The organism is Synechocystis sp. CACIAM 05 (genome assembly GCF_010222815.1).
Classification (GTDB): domain Bacteria; phylum Cyanobacteriota; class Cyanobacteriia; order Cyanobacteriales; family Microcystaceae; genus Synechocystis.
The window spans coordinates 2,010,474-2,027,577 of the sequence record NZ_CP019225.1; the positions used below are offsets into that span (position 1 = coordinate 2,010,474).

Below are 17,104 nucleotides of genomic sequence, written 5' to 3' on the forward strand. Positions count from 1 at the left end.
TATTTAGAATCCTTACGAGGTAATAATTTTTCGCGTATGACTAACCCTTTTGGAAGACGTAAATTTTTGCTGTATGGATCAGCAACCCTAGGCGCCAGTCTATTGCTCAAAGCCTGTGGCGGCGGCACGGAACCTACCACCGAACCCACTGCTGAACCGACTGAGTCCCCCACCACCGGTACTGCTCCCACCGGGGAACCGATTAAAGTTGGTTTGCTCCACTCCCTCAGTGGCACCATGGCCATCAGTGAAACCACCGTGGTGGAAGCGGCGGAACTGGCGATCGAAGAGATTAATGCAGCCGGTGGAGTTTTGGGTAGACCCATTGAAGCCATCAAAGAAGATGGAGCTTCCGATTGGCCCACTTTTGCGGAAAAAGCGGCTAAGTTAATTGACCAAGATAAGGTACCCGTAGTCTTTGGTTGTTGGACTTCCGCCAGCCGGAAAGCGGTACTGCCGGTATTTGAAGCCAAAAACCACATGCTTTGGTACCCAGTACAGTACGAAGGTCAGGAATGTTCCAAAAACATTTTCTACACCGGTGCCGCCCCCAACCAACAAATTGAACCGGCGGTGGATTGGTTGCTGGAAAATAAAGGCAATAAGTTCTTCCTGGTGGGTTCCGATTACGTTTTCCCCCGCACTGCTAACACCATCATTAAAGAGCAGTTGAAAGCCAAAGGTGGCGAAACCCTTGGGGAAGATTACCTGCCCCTGGGTAACACCGAAGTTACCCCTATCATCACCAAAATCCGGGAAGCCCTGCCCGATGGCGGCGTAATTTTCAACACCCTGAATGGGGATAGTAATGTTGCCTTCTTCAAGCAGATCCAAGCCGCTGGTTTGACCCCCGATAAATATCCGGTCATGTCCGTGAGTGTGGCGGAAGAGGAAGTACGCCAAATTGGTAAGGAGTATCTGCTCGGCCAGTTTGCTTCTTGGAACTATTTCCAGAGTGTGGATACCCCTGCCAACCAGAAATTTGTGGCAGCTTTTAAGGCTAAATACGGTGAAGACCGGGTTACCAACGACCCCATGGAAGCAGCTTATATTTCCGTTTACCTCTGGAAGGCGGCGGTGGAAGCGGCTGGAGATGTGGGTGAAACTCCCGAAGGCTTAGAAAAAGTCCGGGCGGCGGCGATTGGTAAAACCTTTGACGCTCCGGAAGGCATGGTGACCATGCAACCCAACCACCACATTTCCAAAACTGTCCGCATTGGGGAAGTCAATGACGAAGGTCAGTTCACCATTGTTTGGTCCAGTGATGGCCCCGTGGACCCCATTCCCTGGAACCAGTTCGTACCGGAAACCAAAGGTTTCACCTGCGATTGGACCCGCACCGATGTGGAAAATCCTGGTAAGTTCAAGGCCAGCTAAATTGGCCTAGTTTTTACTAGTTTTTAACCGAGTAAAGAACTAAAACACTGCTCACTGATTGTTTGATGGTTTGAATTATTACGGCCATTGTCCCCATTGATTTCCCTAGAATGGAATTTGAAGGGGCCAGTGGTTTTTTCTTGCTCCATTCGGCGTGATTAGGTGAAGATAGGGCCCTAAGTTTCTCCTCCATTGACAACCCATGGCTAAAGCCCGGACAAAGTTTGTTTGCTCTGCCTGTGGGGCGGATCATGCCCAATGGTTTGGCCGCTGCCCCAAATGCCATGAGTATGGAAGTTTGCAGGAGGAAATTGTCAATGCCGTTTCTAGTGGGACCAATCACCGTAGTTTAGGGGCGCAAAAATCCCGTTCTTCCAAGGTAAAAACCGGCCAGCCCCAATCTGCTTTAACTTTTTCCCAAATTCGCCACGAAAATCAAGGGCGTTTCCCCTCTGGTTATGGGGAGTTGGACCGGGTTTTGGGAGGGGGCATTGTACCAGGGGCGTTAATTTTAATTGGCGGAGATCCGGGCATTGGCAAATCCACTTTGTTGCTCCAGGTGGCTTTCCAGTTGGCTACCCGTTTGCCCCGGATTTTATATGTTTCAGCGGAGGAATCAGGACAACAAATTAAGCTCCGAGCCACCCGCTTAGGCATTACCCAAACCGTTGAGCCAAGCCAAGCTCAAGATGGCATAAACAATCTTGCCCACGATGGCAATTTATTTGTTTTACCGGAAACTAATTTGGACGATATTTTGCGGGAATTGGAAGCCCTGCAACCCCAGGTGGCCATCATTGACAGTATTCAAAATTTATATTTTCCGGCCCTTAGTTCGGCCCCTGGTTCCGTTTCCCAAGTGCGGGAATGTACGGGTTTATTAATGCAATTGGCCAAGCGAGATCACATTAGTTTGTTTATTGTGGGGCACGTAACTAAAGAAGGGGCGATCGCCGGGCCGAAGGTGTTGGAGCATTTGGTGGATACGGTGTTGTATTTTCAGGGCGATCGATTTGCATCCCATCGCTTGCTGAGATCCGTAAAAAATCGTTTTGGGGCCACCCAGGAAATCGGCATTTTTGAAATGGTGCAATCGGGGCTGCAGGAAGTGCTCAACCCGTCCCAATTATTTTTGGGCAGTCGGGAGGAATTTATGTCCGGCACCGCCATCACTGTGGCTTGTGAAGGTACCCGCCCCTTGGTGGTGGAATTGCAAGCTTTAGTGAGTCCCACCAGTTACGCTTCCCCCCGGCGATCGACTACGGGGGTGGACTACAATCGCCTTTTACAGGTTCTGGCTGTATTGGAAAAACGCCTGGGGGTACCCCTCTCCAAATTGGATGCGTACTTGTCCGTGGCGGGGGGTCTGGAGGTGGAAGAACCGGCGGTGGATTTGGCCATGGCGATCGCCTTGGTGGCTAGTTTCCGGGACCGGGTGGTGGACCCAACCATGATTATTCTGGGGGAAATCGGTTTAGGCGGCCAAATTCGCCCCGTTTCTCAGTTAGAAATTCGTTTAAAAGAAGCGGCAAAGTTAGGGTTCAAAAAGGCCATTGTGCCCAAAGGTCAAACGGGCATTGAATCCGCTGGCATCAAGTTGATCCCTGTAGGCAAAGTCTTTGCGGCGATCGCCGTGGCTCTACCAGCCAACGAAAATGCAACGGATCAAGACAATGGGTCAGGGACAAAATAGAGTCTCTTTCGTTTCCCGCCCTGTGACTGGATTGGTTCCCTTAGCTAGCCCACAAAGATAATCCTCCGTATCGGGCCGCAGAATAATATCCGTCAAATCAGCTCCCTCGATGTCCACTTCACCGAACTTAGTGTTGGTGCCAAAGGAACCCTCCAAACGGGCATTGCGGAGATTGGCATGGGTCAGACGGGCGGACTCAAAATCCACACCCCGGGCATCGGCCCCCTCTAAAATAGCCCCATCCATGTTGGCAGAAAAGAATCGTGCTCCCTGCAGATTGGCCCCGGTGAAGTCTGCTCCCCGTAAATTGGCATGGTCAAAGATGGAACCCCGCAGATCCTGATGGGAAAAATCTGCCCCCACCAAGTTACCCCGGTTATAGTCTAGGGCAAGGCTAGGACTTGCTAGGCCTGTCAAAGCAAGGATAAAAGTAGCAATTATTATGCCGGCCTGAACTCTGGATTGCCATGGGCGGAGGAACTGGAGCTTTTTCCTCTGGACCCCGGCGATCGCCTTCCATGGGAATAGATTAGGGGCAAAAAATCTCTGACAAATTACTAAAAAATTCATTAACATCCAGCTCCCATAGCGCTTACCTTTTTCCACTATACATCAGTGCCTAAGAGCCTGTTGGTCGAGTTTTAGTTTGTCCCTAGAACCGAGCTGTCAAAGATCCGAACATGGGGGATAACCTTATTTAGTTTCCCCAAAAAATGGAGAGCCAGGAGAAATCTTAAAAACAAACTAAATTATCGCTATCCCTACCGTTAAATTCATCAATCATCCTGCAGCGCTAAAAGCTTTTCATTCAATACCTGTAAATATTCATCGCTGATGTCATCGGCTAATATTCCCTTTGCTAAGGCATCATTAATGGCACTTTTTTCTGCTATGTAGAGACGACGGTATAGACCATCAATGTATTCTTTTTCCACCTCTCCTTCGGAAAAAATTAAATTTCTTTGGTTATAAAATCCTCTTAACTCTTGCTCAGAATTGGCAATGCGAGCTTGGTAATCAGCGAATAATTCTTCGTATAAAAATTTAGGTAAACTGCCTGTTTCCAACAGATATTTCAATTCCGCTTGGGCCGCTTTGGCTGTGACTAAATTTAGCTGGAGTACGGCAATTTTTTGAGCTAGGGGAGAAGATTTGCTCAATTGTAATTTTTTCACCACCCAAGGCAGACTTAAACCCTGTCCAATTAGGGAAACCATCACGGTGCTGAACACTAGGGTAATTACCTGTTCCCTTCCCGGTAAAGTGAGGGGCAAGGCCAATGCTAGGGCCATGGAGAGAGACCCTTTCACGTTGCCAGCGATCAGAACATGTTGCCAGCGTAGGGGCAAGGGTCGATCAAAGAAGCGGAGCAGATAAAGTAGGGGATAGATGGAAAAAATGCGGCCAATTTGGTAAGCAACAATGGCGATCAGGGCAGCGGGGATAGTGCTCAAAAGAATGCGAGGATATACCTCAATGCCCACCAACAGAAAGATTAGGGTATTAACCCCAAAACCGGCATATTCCCAAAAACTCAACAGGGTGACTTTAATCGAGGCAGAAGTCTGTTTTAAAGCCAAATTGCCAATTACTAACCCTGCCACCACCACGGCGATCGCACTGGAAACCCCCAGCATTTGGCCAATCTGAAAAGTTCCAAGGGAAACGGACACGGTGAGGAGAATATCACTCAGGTCATCGTTGAGTTGGCGAAAGAGGCCCACACAGAGATAACCCAGCCCCAGACCCACCAAGCCGCCCCCCACAAAGGCGACAAAAATTTGTTTAATGCCTTCCCCAGCACTAAAACCCCCTTGAATATGGATGGCAGTAATAACACTGAGCAACACCATGGCCACCCCATCATTGAGCAAGCTTTCCCCCTCCACAATGGTGGCTAAACGGCGGGGAACGGGCACACTCCGAAAGGCGGCAATGACGGAAACGGTGTCGGTGATGGTGAGGATGACACTAACCCCGGCAGCAGTAATCCAAGCTAAACCCAGCCCCATTTTTAACAACACAGCGGTGATCGCGGCCGATATTACGACCCCAGGACCTGCCAACACAGCAATGGGTTTGATGGTGCTGCGTAAACGGCTGATGTCCGTGTTGATTGCCGCTTCAAAAATGAGAATGGGCAAAAATAGGTTGAAGATTAGTTCAGGATTTAGTCCGACTGATAGACCCCGAGGAATGGCTAAACCGGCCAGGACTAAGCCGATCACATAGGGAATTTTTAGCCAACGGGCCACCAGGGCCACTAGGGTGGCTACCAAGAGAAGAATGATCAAATTCTCCACTAGGGTGGTGATGGCTAAATTATCGAGGATTAGCTCCGGCTCGGCGGGCAGACTCTGGATATTAATGTCAGCAAGGAGAGCGGGGAGCTTAATCATGGAGCTTGGGAGTTACTTTTGCCTGGGCACTGGGAGTTGGTCTGGATTTAGTTGCCCCCTAGCCATTTTTGACCGTTTAATCGTTGGAGAGTGTAGAGCACCATCAGATCTAGGGTGACTTTACGTTCGTCAATCATAAAGGACTCTAGAGTGCTGGGGGGACGATTATCAACGCTGTAGGCAAAGCCTTTGGGACCTTTGATGTCTTCCTGGAAGAAATAGAGGTTGAACTGTTTAGACATTTGGCGATCGCCACTCCAGGTACCCTGTACTTGCCAGTAGGCGGTGTTGTCGGCACCGGGGATGGCCAGAGGTTGTTGGTTAAAATCCAGGGCTACCTGACCCAGACCGAGTTTACCGAGGGCACTTTGGAGAGCGGGTAGAAAATCCTGCTTGATGAATTCGGTGAAGGGTTTCTCTTCCACTGCGGGGGGCTTAGCTTTCTTTTCAGCGGGGGCTTTGGCTTCTGTCATTAATTTGGGGGGCGATCGCCATAATGGGGAATGAGTGCCCTTGGGGGCAGTCACAAAAAAATAACAAATATTAGCGGGGTTCACCAGGGGTGACGGGGGCTCCGTCAGTCTTTTTTTCCGTGACCCGGCGCAGTACCCCATTGATAAAACGATGACCGTCCTGACCAGAGTAGCGCTTGGCTAACTCTACCGCTTCGTTGATGGCCACTTTTTGGGGCACACCAAGGTAATCCAATTCGGCGATCGCCAGACGGAGTATGTCTTGATCTATTTTGGCCAGGCGGGACAGTTGCCAGTCCACCATTGCTTCTTGCAACTGCTCATCAATCTGCTGGCGGCGGCGACAGACAGTGCCAATCAATTCCAACGCAAATTTTCGTACTTCCATTTGCCCCGCCAACTGCAACGTTTCCGGTAAATCCACCGCTAGGGCTAGGCGATTAATCACCGTTTCCGTTAGGGTCATAGCCTCTTCCAACATGGCCTTAGCACTGTTGAGGTTGCTGGCCCGGATTTCACTGTTTAACAGGCGTTCATGGCTACGACTCAATTCCGCCGAGGCCGTTTCTAAAATTTCATGGACTTCCCCACTCAGGGTGCGGGTGGCGGCCAACAACAATGCTTCCAGGTCGCCTTGCTCCAAGGTTTCGGGCTTAGTGTCCTTGCGGCTCAATTGGCTTAGGCTCAACAGGGACAGTTCACGGGCCACACGGCGGGGTTGTTGACGGGCAAGCATAGGTTCAAATCTCAGCAAATCAGGAGCAATACTTTCTCTGATCCTATGGCCATTGTTGGTTACTTGGACAATCTGGCCCAAGCCTAGGCGATCGCCGACTGGATTTCGATTACCATGCAACTCACCAATGCCGATGGGTTTACCCTGTGCCAGAGCCGGCACCAAAGGATTGGTTCCATTGTGGATTAATGGCAGAATGGCTCCATGGCCCTAGGGGATTTGCTGAAAATGGTTAATTGGACTAGAAATTGGTTTGGTTTTTCGTGCTTATTTGTTCTTACTCTGGCGGTAATGCTGGGGCTAAAACTGTTTTTGCCCAGTCCAGTGGTGGCCCAATCCTCTTCAGATTTTATTCAACAGGGCAATCAAATTAGCATTGACGGTAAATCCTATCCTGTGGCCTGGGGTCAATGGCAGGAGGGAGGCCAGACCCGCACCGGCCTTGGGGATACTGGGGCCATGCAGTTTCTAGGGCTAGATCTGCTTGATAACACCAGCCCCAATCAGCAACCTGTGCAATGGTTCAGTGGCGATCGCCAAACTTTAAACGCCCGTTTTGTCGCTCCCAATCGTTACCTGGATGTAACTTCCCTCTTGCAACCATTGGGTACAGTACAGCCCCAGGGCAATACCCTCGTGATGCCCAACACCAATGCCCAAATTCTGACCGTGCGGGACGGTCGGCAATCCTGGGGGGAAAGGGTAGTGTTGGAACTAAGCCAACCAGCCTTTTGGCAAGTGAGCCAAGCCAGGGAAGAAGCCGTTGTCACCATTAACGCCAGCAGTACCATCGGTAGCCAAGGCAATGCCAACGCCCCCGGACTACAGGCCATTGACCAGGACGATTTGGGTGGTAAAACCAGCGGCGGGCAACAAGTTCGTTATCGCCTCGAAAGATTGGGGACTATTACCAAAGTCCATTTTCAATTACCCGTGGGTTACAAGCTCCAGGTTAGTACCCTTACTTCTCCCTTCCGTTTGGTGATCGATGCCCGGGCTGATGCTCCTCCGGTCAAAACTATCAACTGGACAGAGGGCATTACTTGGCAACAGCGCTTTGTCAATATCAGCGGCGGCCAATTTCCCGTCACCACTGTCACCATTAACCCCCGATCGCCAGGCATTTCTTTACGACCTTTAATGGCCAATCCCACCATGGCCCAGGGCACAGCACCGTTGGTGGCCATTGCTAGGGATCAACAGGCGGCGGTAGCTATCAATGCGGGCTTTTTCAACCGCAATAATCAACTTCCCCTAGGGGCAGTGTGGAGTCAGCAAAATTGGCGATCGGGGCCGATTTTGAACCGGGGGGCGATCGCCTGGAATGACCAGGGACAAACCACTTTTGGGCGCCTATCTTTGTCGGAAATAATCACCACTGGGTCGGGGCAACGGTTAACCGCCAATTATCTCAACAGTGGCTATGTGCAACGGGGCATTGCCCGCTATACCCCCGCCTGGGGCCCCAGCTATGTTCCCCTCAGTGATAACGAACAGGTTTATGTGGTGCAAAATAACCAGGTCACTGCCCAATATCCTTTGCCCAAAGCGGGCCAACAGCAAATGCCCATTCCCAGCGATGGTTATTTAATCATTGACCGGGGCAACCAAATTCCCGCCGGGGTTCTGGCTGTGGGAACCACCCTTAACGTCAATGGGCGATCGACGCCGGAAGCTTTCAACGCTTTCCCCAACGGCATGGGGGCAGGGCCCTTATTAATTGATCAAGGTCGTGTGGTGCTCAATGCAACAGGGGAAGGTTTTTCCAGTGCCTTTCAACAACAACGGGCTTCCCGCAGTGCGATCGCCGTGGACAGAAACGGCAACATTATCCTGGTGGCTAGCCATAACCGGGTGGGGGAAGCTGGAGCTAGCTTGGGGGAATTTGCCCAAATTTTGCAACAGTTGGGGGCAGTGAATGCTTTAAATTTAGATGGCGGCAGTTCCACCTCCCTGGCCCTGGGGGGTCAGTTGCTGGATCGATCGCCGGTAACGGCGGCCCGGGTGAGCAATGCCATTGGGGTGTTTGTTCGTTAAATAATGGTTGTGCCGACCCTAATCAATGCTGAGGGGGTCCACGTCAATATCCAGGTAAACGGAGCTAGGGCAGATTTGTTTAATTCTCTCCAGCGGCAAAATTGCCTTAACGGAGCTGGGATATTTAACTAACAACTGCCAGCGATACCGTTGGGCAATGCGGAGAATACTGGCCGGTGCGGGCCCCAAAATCTCCACGGTCTTGGGTAAAAGTTGTTCACACAAAACGGCGATCGCCTGGATCGTTTTTTCCACTTCCTTTGCATTAGTCCCCAAACAGCGGAGCAAAATTAACTTGCCGTAGGGGGGATAATTTAACATTTCCCGTTGGGGTAACTCCTGGGCAATAAAACCATGGTAATTGTGGGTTTTAACGGCTTGGATCACAGGATGGTGGGGAGTATAGGTTTGAATAATCACTTGCCCCGGCTCTTCTCCCCGGCCAGCCCGGCCACTGACCTGGGTTAAGGTTTGAAAACCCCGCTCAGCGGAACGGTAATCGGCAAAATTGAGCAAGCTATCGGCGGCTACCACTCCCACCAGAGTAATCTGGGCTAGATCTAACCCTTTGGTTAACATTTGGGTTCCCACCAGTAAATCCGCTTCCCCCTGTTTAAATTGCTCCAACAATTGTCGATGGGCTCCCTTTCTGCGGGTGGTGTCACTGTCAAAGCGAATCCAGCGTAAATCGGGAAATTCTTGGGTTAGGGCTTCGGTCACTTTTTGGGTGCCACTGCCAAAAAATTTCAGATAGGGGGAAGAACATTCCGGACACACTTTGGGCTGGGTTTCCGCATAGTTACAGTAATGGCACCGCAGCAGGGGTTGGCCACCGCCCTGGACGTAGTGATAGGAAAGGGACACGTCACAGTTGGGGCATTCCAACACGTAACCGCAACTGCGACAGGAGACAAAGGTGCTATGGCCCCGGCGGTTAATAAACAAAATACCTTGCTGTTGTTTGGCTTTGAGTTCCCCCAGGGCAGTTTGTAAAGCCCGACTAAAAATGGAGCGATTGCCCTGTTTTAATTCCGCCCGCATATCGACAATTTGCACCGGGGGTAGGGGGCGGGACTGCACCCGTTCTGGTAACTCTAGGTAATGTCGCTGGGGGTCATTTTGATGGCGATGAACTGTATGCCAGCTTTCCAAAGAAGGGGTAGCGGAACCCAGGATGAGGGGGCATTGTTCAAGTTCGGCCCGGCGTTGGGCCACGGTGCGGGCATGGTAATTAGGAGTTAACTGGGTTTGCTTAAAGCTACTGTCATGTTCTTCATCAAGGATGATTAATCCCAGATTAGGCAGGGGCGTAAAAATAGCGGAACGGGTACCAATGACAATCTGTTCATGGCCTAGGAGAGTTTGCCGCCAGGTGTCGTACTTTTCCCCGGAAGATAGGCCGCTATGGTACACAGCCACCTTATTGCCAAAGCGGGCCCGAAAACGGTCGGTTAGCTGGGGGGTCAAACCAATTTCCGGTACTAGCACTAAAACCGATTGGCCCTTGCCCAGGCGATCGCCACAGATTTGCAGATAAACTTCCGTTTTGCCAGAGCCCGTAACGCCGTGGAGTAAAACTTGATGGTAACCCTGGAGGGGCAGGATAGTTTGGCAGGCTTGCTGTTGGGCAGGAGTTAGTTCTGGAGCTTGGCTGGCATTAACCGACGGTTGCTGGAAAAGTCGTAATTTTTCCCGTTCGGCGATCGCCACTAGTCCTTTTTTTGCCAAGGATTGAATGGTAGAGGCAGAACAGGGCACTGCTTTGAGTAAATCCGCTAACCACATTTCCCCCCCTTGGTTTTTGAGCACCGTCAGGGATCTGGCCTGTAATTCTGTCAGTTTTGCGCCAGGGTCAAAATTTAATAAAGTCACCATTTTGGGTAACTGGGGCCGAACTGCTTTGGGGGGTTCGAGGTAACTTTCCACCCATTGCCGTTTGAGCAAATCCCGCAATGCCTTGGTCAGTCCTGGCACTTTTTGCCGCAGGTAACGGTAACTATAATCCCCTTCCTTAGATGATTGCAGTAGGGTTAGAATTTGCCTTGCTCCCTGGTGGGACGGTTGACTCAAAAACAATGGCCAATCCGATGGCAGGCGATCGCCATTCAATTTAATGCGGCGCTGGGACCGCTGGAGTAACCCCGGTGGCAAAGCCATGCGAATAACGGTGATTAACTCGGTGCAATAATATTCCGCCAACCAATGTAACAACCGCCAATAATGGGGGGCAAAAAAGCCCGACACAATTACGTCTTGAATGGGCTTAATTTTTTCCGGCGGCAAATCCGGTGGCAGTTTTGTCAAACAACCCACCACAATGCCTCCCAACTGTTGGTTACCAAAGGGCACCGCCACAATGTCCCCATCCTGCACCGTTAAATCTGGGGGAATGGCATAGGTATAAACCCCTTCATTTTGGGGTAAATCCACCAGCACCGCCGCCCAAGGGCGCACTGAATCTTCTTCCTGGTAGTTAAACCCCAATTCCGCCAGGGCTAAGGGAGAAACAGTCATATTTCTTTACTTTTTGCCATTTTTTCCCTTGCTCTCCACGGCTAAATGCTCTGTGGGATAGACTTGCCAGGAATGCCAGGCTGCCTTGACTCCCGCTACAAAGCGTTTGGAACCCCCTTGCACCTTTTTGGCTCCCTCTTTGGTGATGGTTACGCCCCGGTCCACGGTTTGAACTACGTCTTCCACTGTTCTGACCCCTTGGTTTAAATCATCTGTCAATTCGCTAATTTCCAAACCCGTTAAACGAATGGCTTCCAACGTGGGGGGAAATTCCCGATTAAGGCTGTCAAATAATTTTTCTGCACTGCGGGCCGCTCGACCTAATTCCTGCAGGGCTGGCAGGGCCACCACCAATACGGCGGTCAGGCTAATGGACACCAGGGTGAGGGAAAGACCCAGCCAGAAAAGGGGTTCGGTCATAGGTACAGAAAAAGTCAACTACGGGGGCAATGGGGGGAGGGGCGACAGCGGTGGCCACAAGTTTCTGGTGGGGAAGGATTTAAACAACCATAACCAGCCCAAGGATTAATTAAAAAACTAACTGTCCGCCAGGGTAGTTTCCGCTGTAATGTCCCTTGGTTTTGGTTCCGGTTCTGACACCACGGTGGTTTGGGTTGCTTCCACCCCAGCGGCGATCGCCTCTTTGAGTCGTTCCAGGGTGCCCTGCCAATTACGTTGGGTGGCTTCGGAAAGATAATCCGCCTGGAGTTGCAGAGTTGTGGCTAAATCCTCGGCTAAATCAGGGAGGGCGTCGGCAGATTTTTTTAACAGTTGCCTGGTTTGTTTGCCGGAACGGGGGGCTAACAATAACCCAGTCACCGATCCCACTAAACCGCCAATTACCATGCCTGCCAACAGAGCGCCACCTTTGTTATTGCTGGCCATGTTCCCCCGTAAAAAGAATTTCCCCCATTCTAGTGGAAGGGGAGAAAATGCTGGCCTCATTCCCCCATTTGTCTGGGTTAATCCGTTCGGCCAACTTTAACTGGCGGTTAATTTTTGGTGAAATTCATCTATGGGCATGGGGCGACCGTAGAAATAACCCTGGTAAAAATTGCAACCCAACTGGGCTAGAAATTGCACCTGTTCCTCCGTTTCCACCCCTTCTGCCACGATCGCCAGATTAAAGGTGCGGGCTACGCTAATGATGGCTTCCACCAGGGCGGCATTGTTGAGGTCCTGGGGCGCATCCTGGACAAAGGCTCGGTCAATTTTCAGTTCATTCAGGGGTAACCGTTTCAGATAGGCCAGGGAGGAATAGCCCGTACCAAAATCATCCACGGAAAAATGAATACCCAGGGTTTGTAGCTCAAACATGGTGGCGATCGCCTGGTGGGTATCCTCCACAATTAAACCCTCCGTCACTTCCAGGGTGAGGCGATAGGGGTCTACTCCGGTGCAGGCCAGCAGGTTTTTGATTTCCTTGGCAAAGTTGGCTTGGCGGAATTGGCGGGGACTGACATTAATGGCAATGCGCAGAGTTAAGCCCAATTGTTGCAGCCGGGCTAAGTACTGACAAACTTGCTCCAACACAAAATCGCCAATGCCCCCGATTAAGCCAATTTCTTCAGCAATGGGAATGAAAATGTTGGGGGGAATAAAACCCCGACCGGGATGATTCCAACGGAGTAAAGCCTCCGCTCCAATCCAGACACCATTACTATCCACCTGGGGTTGCAAATAAACCTGGAATTGTTTTTGTTCCAGGGCAGATCGTAGATCCGCCTCCAGGGCAAAGCGGGACTCCACTTCCAACTGCATTTGCGACTCGAATAAACAAACCTTATCCCGGCCAGCCTTTTTCGCTTGGTACATGGCCGTGTCCGCTTCTTTAAACAAATCGCTAACTTTTTCGTTCAGTTTGGGAAAGAGGGTGATGCCGATACTACCGCTGATCTGTACCTGTTCCGCTTCCAGAGTAAAAGGAGTGGCTAGGGCTTGGCGAATTTTTTCCCCTACCCCCAACCCCAACCTAGCCGCCAATTCCCGCTCATGGGCCAACTCCGGCAACAGCACAATGAATTCATCTCCCCCCAAACGGGCTACGGTGTCGGAATCCCGCAAACTATCGGCCAATCTTTTTGCCACCATCTGCAATAGGCGATCGCCGCTGTCATGGCCCCGGGCATCGTTGAGGGTTTTAAAGCCATCGAGGTCAATTAAAACAATGGCACCGAAATGCCTCGACCGTTGGGCTAAAGCCAAGGCATTTTCCGCCCGGTCCAACAATAAACGACGGTTGGGCAAAGCGGTGAGGGGATCGTAATAGGCCAGGGTTTCAATCTGGGCCTCCGCCTGTTTTCGTTCCGTCACATCGGTCAAAATGCCCAACATCCGCAGGGGTTTGCCCTGGCTATCCCACTCGACAATTTTGCCCAGAGAAAGGAGCCATTTCCATTGCCCCGCCATGGTTCGTTGGCGACACTCCACTGCGTAACGGGGAATTTTTCCTTGGATATATTGGTCGTAGATTTCCCTGACCCTTTGCTGATCCTGGGGGTGGATGCGCTCCAGCCAGCGTTGCTCAGTTTCTTGGAAATACTGGGGGTCGTAGCCCAAAATTTGCCCGTATTGGGGCGAAACTACGGCTTGACCCGTTTGTAAATTGAGATCGTAAAAACCTTGGTTGGCCGCCTCCAGAGCCAGGCGTAACCGTTCTTCGTTTTCTCCTAATTGATTCTGGGCCCGCTGGTTGGCCTGGTCTAATTGGATCGCATCCAGGGCAAAGGAAATGTTATCGCTAATTTCCTGGAGTAAATCCTGCTCGTCTTCGCTGAAAAACCCGGCTTCCTGGGAATAAAAAGTCAACACCCCCACTACTTGGCCGCCCTGGCGGATGGGTACAGCGGCGGAGGAAAGAAAGCCATAGCGCATGGCACTGCCACGCCAAGGAGCCATTTTGGGGTCTTGGCTAATGTCGGAGCAGATCACCAATCTTCCTTCCCTAGCGGCGGTACCGGTGGGGCCCCGGCCGGCCGGTTCGTCTTTGAATGTGATGCGGATATTTTCTAGGTAAGCGGTGGTGTGACCCCCGGCCATGTAGGGAATAATCGTTTGGCGATCGGGGTCAATGAGCCCAAACCAGATCAGGGAAAATTGCCCCACTGCCACTCCCACATCACAGATGGCCCGGAATAAATCATCCCGTTCACGATTTTCGATGATGGCTCGGTTAACCTGACTCAGGGTGGCGTACAGGCGGGAGAGATATTCAATGCGGCGCTGGTTTTGTTTGCGTTCACTGATATCCCGAGCCACGGCCAGTAACCGGGATTTGCCGTCAATCACCGTGGGTTGAATGGACACTTCGGCCCAAAAGAGGCTGCCATCTTGTTTTTTCGCTAACCATTCAAACATTTGGGGCTCAGCGTTTCTGGCTTGGCGGAGTTTTTGCTCAATTTCTGCTTCAGTTTTACCCGGTTTATAGGCACTGAAATCACCAATGGGGCGACCAATCACCTGTTCTTTATTGCCATAGCCATACATGGTCAACATGGATTGATTCACATCCAGCACTGTGCCCCGGTGAGCATCTTGAATAAAAATGGCTTCGTGGGTGGAGTTAAAAATTTCCCGGTAATTGCGCTCATTTCTTTCTAAGATGATTTCGGTGTAATGGGATTCGAGGAAACGACTCAGAAATTGGCTGACCGTGTTGAGTAGTGCTTTTTCCTCCGGCAAAAAATCCCGTTCTTCGCCATAGAAAACTTCTAACTGGCCCCGATGGAAATGTTCCGTTTGGAATTCTGCGGTCAAACAGTAATCGGTCTTTTGATAGTTAGGGCTTTGGTAGATGGAGTTGCCCCAGGTCAAACGGGCGGAAGCTAATTTTTCGTAGCGGAAAGCCAGGGGCAAAAGGTCTACGGTGTTTTGTAAAAACTCCTCCAGCACCAAATCCGCTTGTTGGCCCATCTGGGCGATCGCCACAAGGCAATCCATTTCCTTGACCCGTTCCCGCAATTGCCCCAGGGTTGCCCGTAATTCTTTAGTTCTTTGCCTAATCTGATAGGTGAGATTGGCCTGACTGTTGGTGATAATTGCCACAATGATGGTGACGAGAACTGTGATCCCCGTACCCACACCAAAAGCGACCATGGCCATTTGCTTGGGATAGTTCTGGTTAAACTCTGGCCCCGGCCAAAGTAGCAGTGCATAGGCCCTGCCAAAAATAAACAGGGGGTAAACCTGGAATAGCTCCTTATTGCTCTGCCAATTGTTCAGAGAGAAGGGAGAAGGGGCAGACGAAGCCAAAACCAGGGGCGATCGATCCACACTTAGTTGCAACCACTGCAATTCCAGGGATTTATCGCCAAAACTAATTTCTCCAAAAGTTTGGGTCAAAAAGTCGTTCAATCGCAACACCACCGCTGCTACCCCCATGGGAGGGGTTTCTAGATTACCGTCGGCAAACACTGGGGAATAAGCAACAATGCCCCTTTGTTTGCCCAATTCTTGGATCAAAGTCAGGGGATTGGTGGCGGTGGGTAGTCTATTCTCAAGGGCTTCATCCAAAGCCATTTTGGCAGACTCGTTAGAACTGACATCGAAGCCCAGGGCTATATCATTACCCGCCAAGGGTTCTGCATAAAAAATCGGATAATAAGCTTCCCTTCCCTGGACAGGAACGGGTTTCCCCCGACGATTAAGTTCAAAAATTTGGAAATTCTCTAGCCCATCCTCCCGGGCCCTACGTTCAAAATTTTCCCTATCGGCGGCGGTAACTTTGGGAATCCATTCCCAGGCTTGAATACTCAATTCCCTAATCATGGGTAGGGTAAACCGGGCAAACTCAGCACGGGTCACCTCCTCACTGGACTCCATAAAGCTATTGAGGCTGGAAAGACCATAATTTTGCAATTCCCAAAGTTTTTGCGCAAACAGATTAGCCCTGGGGATGGCAAGTTGGCTAAAATTTCTTTGGCTATTGAGTAAAGAATTCTCCTGGACCACTGCTGTTAGGGCCAGGGTTAGGAACAGACCCACGATCGCCGTGGCCAAAGCCTCCCCTTGGTTAGTGATGAAAGAATTTCTCCAGCGGCGGCGTTCCTGGAGCAGATAATCTCCTCCTAAAATTAAGGCTATTAGTCCCACGGAGAACAGGAGGGGAGTCCAGAGTTTTTGCTGTAATTTTTGGTGCCACTGACTCGCTTCCATATCCATGGCAACGATCACCAAAACCCTTTCGGAGCGGGGCTGTAGGATGGGGGCATAGGCCGAAACAAAATTACCCCGTTCACTGTGGTATGGACCAATGACCAATTTTTTGGAAGGGGGCTCAAATAACTGTCGGACCGCCTCCGGGGGATTTTTATAGACGGCACCAGGGGCGTGGGCAAGCAAATCTCCGGGTTTAAGGCTATTAGGGCCAAAAAGAATTTTTCCACTCCTTATGACCATGGTGTAGATGCTACGGTGGCCGAATGTCTGAGCGTAGGCAGTCATCTGATTGTGGAGTCTTTGGAAGGAAGGATTGTCCAAGTCTTCTGGGGTTAAGGAAAGCTCTTGGAAACGTCGAAAGTTTAGGTTCAAGGAGACCATTTCCACCTGGCTCAGCAGCTGTTGACGCATTCTTTCGCTAGCCATTTCTATGCGCCAGCGGGCAACGGCAAATCCCCCAAAAATAATCAAAAAAATCAAGACAAGCAAAACCACTCCCCGCCAAAATCCCTGCCCCTGATGGGGGGGAACCGAAGACGGAGGAGAGGACATGATGGACATCGGGAAATTGGGGATAGATTACCCAGGGGAAAATGCCGGAGCTACCATCTTGGAAATAGTACTTTCCTTCCTGTTGCTTACTCCGAGGGGAGACCTAATCTGTGCTAATCATTGGGGGATGGAGTTTATACGTTTCTCCACACCACCACCAGTCTAA

Annotated in this window: 11 protein-coding genes; 3 read left to right on the top strand and 8 right to left on the bottom strand. The window is 50.8% G+C overall.

Annotated elements, in window-relative coordinates; all coding sequences use genetic code 11:
• The first annotated feature begins 36 nt into the window (after positions 1-36).
• Both urtA and radA read left to right on the top strand, forming a co-directional pair.
• Positions 37-1,377: an urea ABC transporter substrate-binding protein gene (gene urtA / locus BWK47_RS09620; protein WP_010873110.1), complete on the top strand. Its 1,341-nt coding sequence runs from the start codon at positions 37-39 to the stop codon at positions 1,375-1,377.
• 202 nt (positions 1,378-1,579) lie between these two features.
• On the top strand, positions 1,580-3,070 hold the full coding sequence (gene radA / locus BWK47_RS09625) for a DNA repair protein RadA (protein WP_162328471.1): 1,491 nt from the start codon (positions 1,580-1,582) through the stop codon (positions 3,068-3,070).
• Here the strand turns inward: radA and BWK47_RS09630 are convergent.
• The 4 genes from BWK47_RS09630 to nusB form a co-directional block, all read right to left on the bottom strand.
• Positions 3,056-3,640, bottom strand: a complete 585-nt coding sequence (locus BWK47_RS09630; protein ID WP_237269581.1) for a pentapeptide repeat-containing protein — start codon at positions 3,638-3,640, stop codon at positions 3,056-3,058. The genes radA and BWK47_RS09630 overlap by 15 nt on opposite strands.
• Before the next feature lie 206 nt (positions 3,641-3,846).
• Positions 3,847-5,469 carry a cation:proton antiporter gene (locus tag BWK47_RS09635; RefSeq protein WP_162328473.1) on the bottom strand — a complete coding sequence of 541 codons (1,623 nt, stop codon included), beginning with the start codon at positions 5,467-5,469 and terminating at the stop codon, positions 3,847-3,849.
• 47 nt (positions 5,470-5,516) lie between these two features.
• Positions 5,517-5,996, bottom strand: a complete 480-nt coding sequence (locus BWK47_RS09640; protein WP_237269582.1) for a DUF2996 domain-containing protein — start codon at positions 5,994-5,996, stop codon at positions 5,517-5,519.
• 16 nt (positions 5,997-6,012) lie between these two features.
• A complete protein-coding gene (gene nusB / locus BWK47_RS09645) occupies positions 6,013-6,678 on the bottom strand; it encodes a transcription antitermination factor NusB (protein WP_014407122.1) in 666 nt (221 codons plus the stop codon).
• 228 nt (positions 6,679-6,906) lie between these two features.
• On the opposite strand from nusB, the gene BWK47_RS09650 reads away from it, so the two are divergent.
• Positions 6,907-8,715 carry a phosphodiester glycosidase family protein gene (locus BWK47_RS09650; protein WP_237269583.1) on the top strand — a complete coding sequence of 603 codons (1,809 nt, stop codon included), beginning with the start codon at positions 6,907-6,909 and terminating at the stop codon, positions 8,713-8,715.
• Between the two features lie 18 nt (positions 8,716-8,733).
• On the opposite strand, the gene priA is transcribed toward BWK47_RS09650, so the two are convergent.
• The 4 genes from priA to BWK47_RS09670 form a co-directional block, all read right to left on the bottom strand.
• The gene (gene priA, locus BWK47_RS09655; protein ID WP_162328475.1) at positions 8,734-11,229 is read right to left on the bottom strand and encodes a primosomal protein N'; all 2,496 of its coding nucleotides are present in this window, start codon (positions 11,227-11,229) and stop codon (positions 8,734-8,736) included.
• A 6-nt stretch (positions 11,230-11,235) separates the two neighbouring features.
• On the bottom strand, positions 11,236-11,649 hold the full coding sequence (locus tag BWK47_RS09660) for a DUF948 domain-containing protein (RefSeq protein WP_162328476.1): 414 nt from the start codon (positions 11,647-11,649) through the stop codon (positions 11,236-11,238).
• Between the two features lie 117 nt (positions 11,650-11,766).
• On the bottom strand, positions 11,767-12,114 hold the full coding sequence (locus tag BWK47_RS09665) for a YtxH domain-containing protein (RefSeq protein ID WP_041425826.1): 348 nt from the start codon (positions 12,112-12,114) through the stop codon (positions 11,767-11,769).
• Positions 12,115-12,210: 96 nt separating this feature from the next.
• Positions 12,211-16,947 carry an EAL domain-containing protein gene (locus BWK47_RS09670; protein WP_162328477.1) on the bottom strand — a complete coding sequence of 1,579 codons (4,737 nt, stop codon included), beginning with the start codon at positions 16,945-16,947 and terminating at the stop codon, positions 12,211-12,213.
• Between the last annotated feature and the right edge of the window lie 157 nt (positions 16,948-17,104).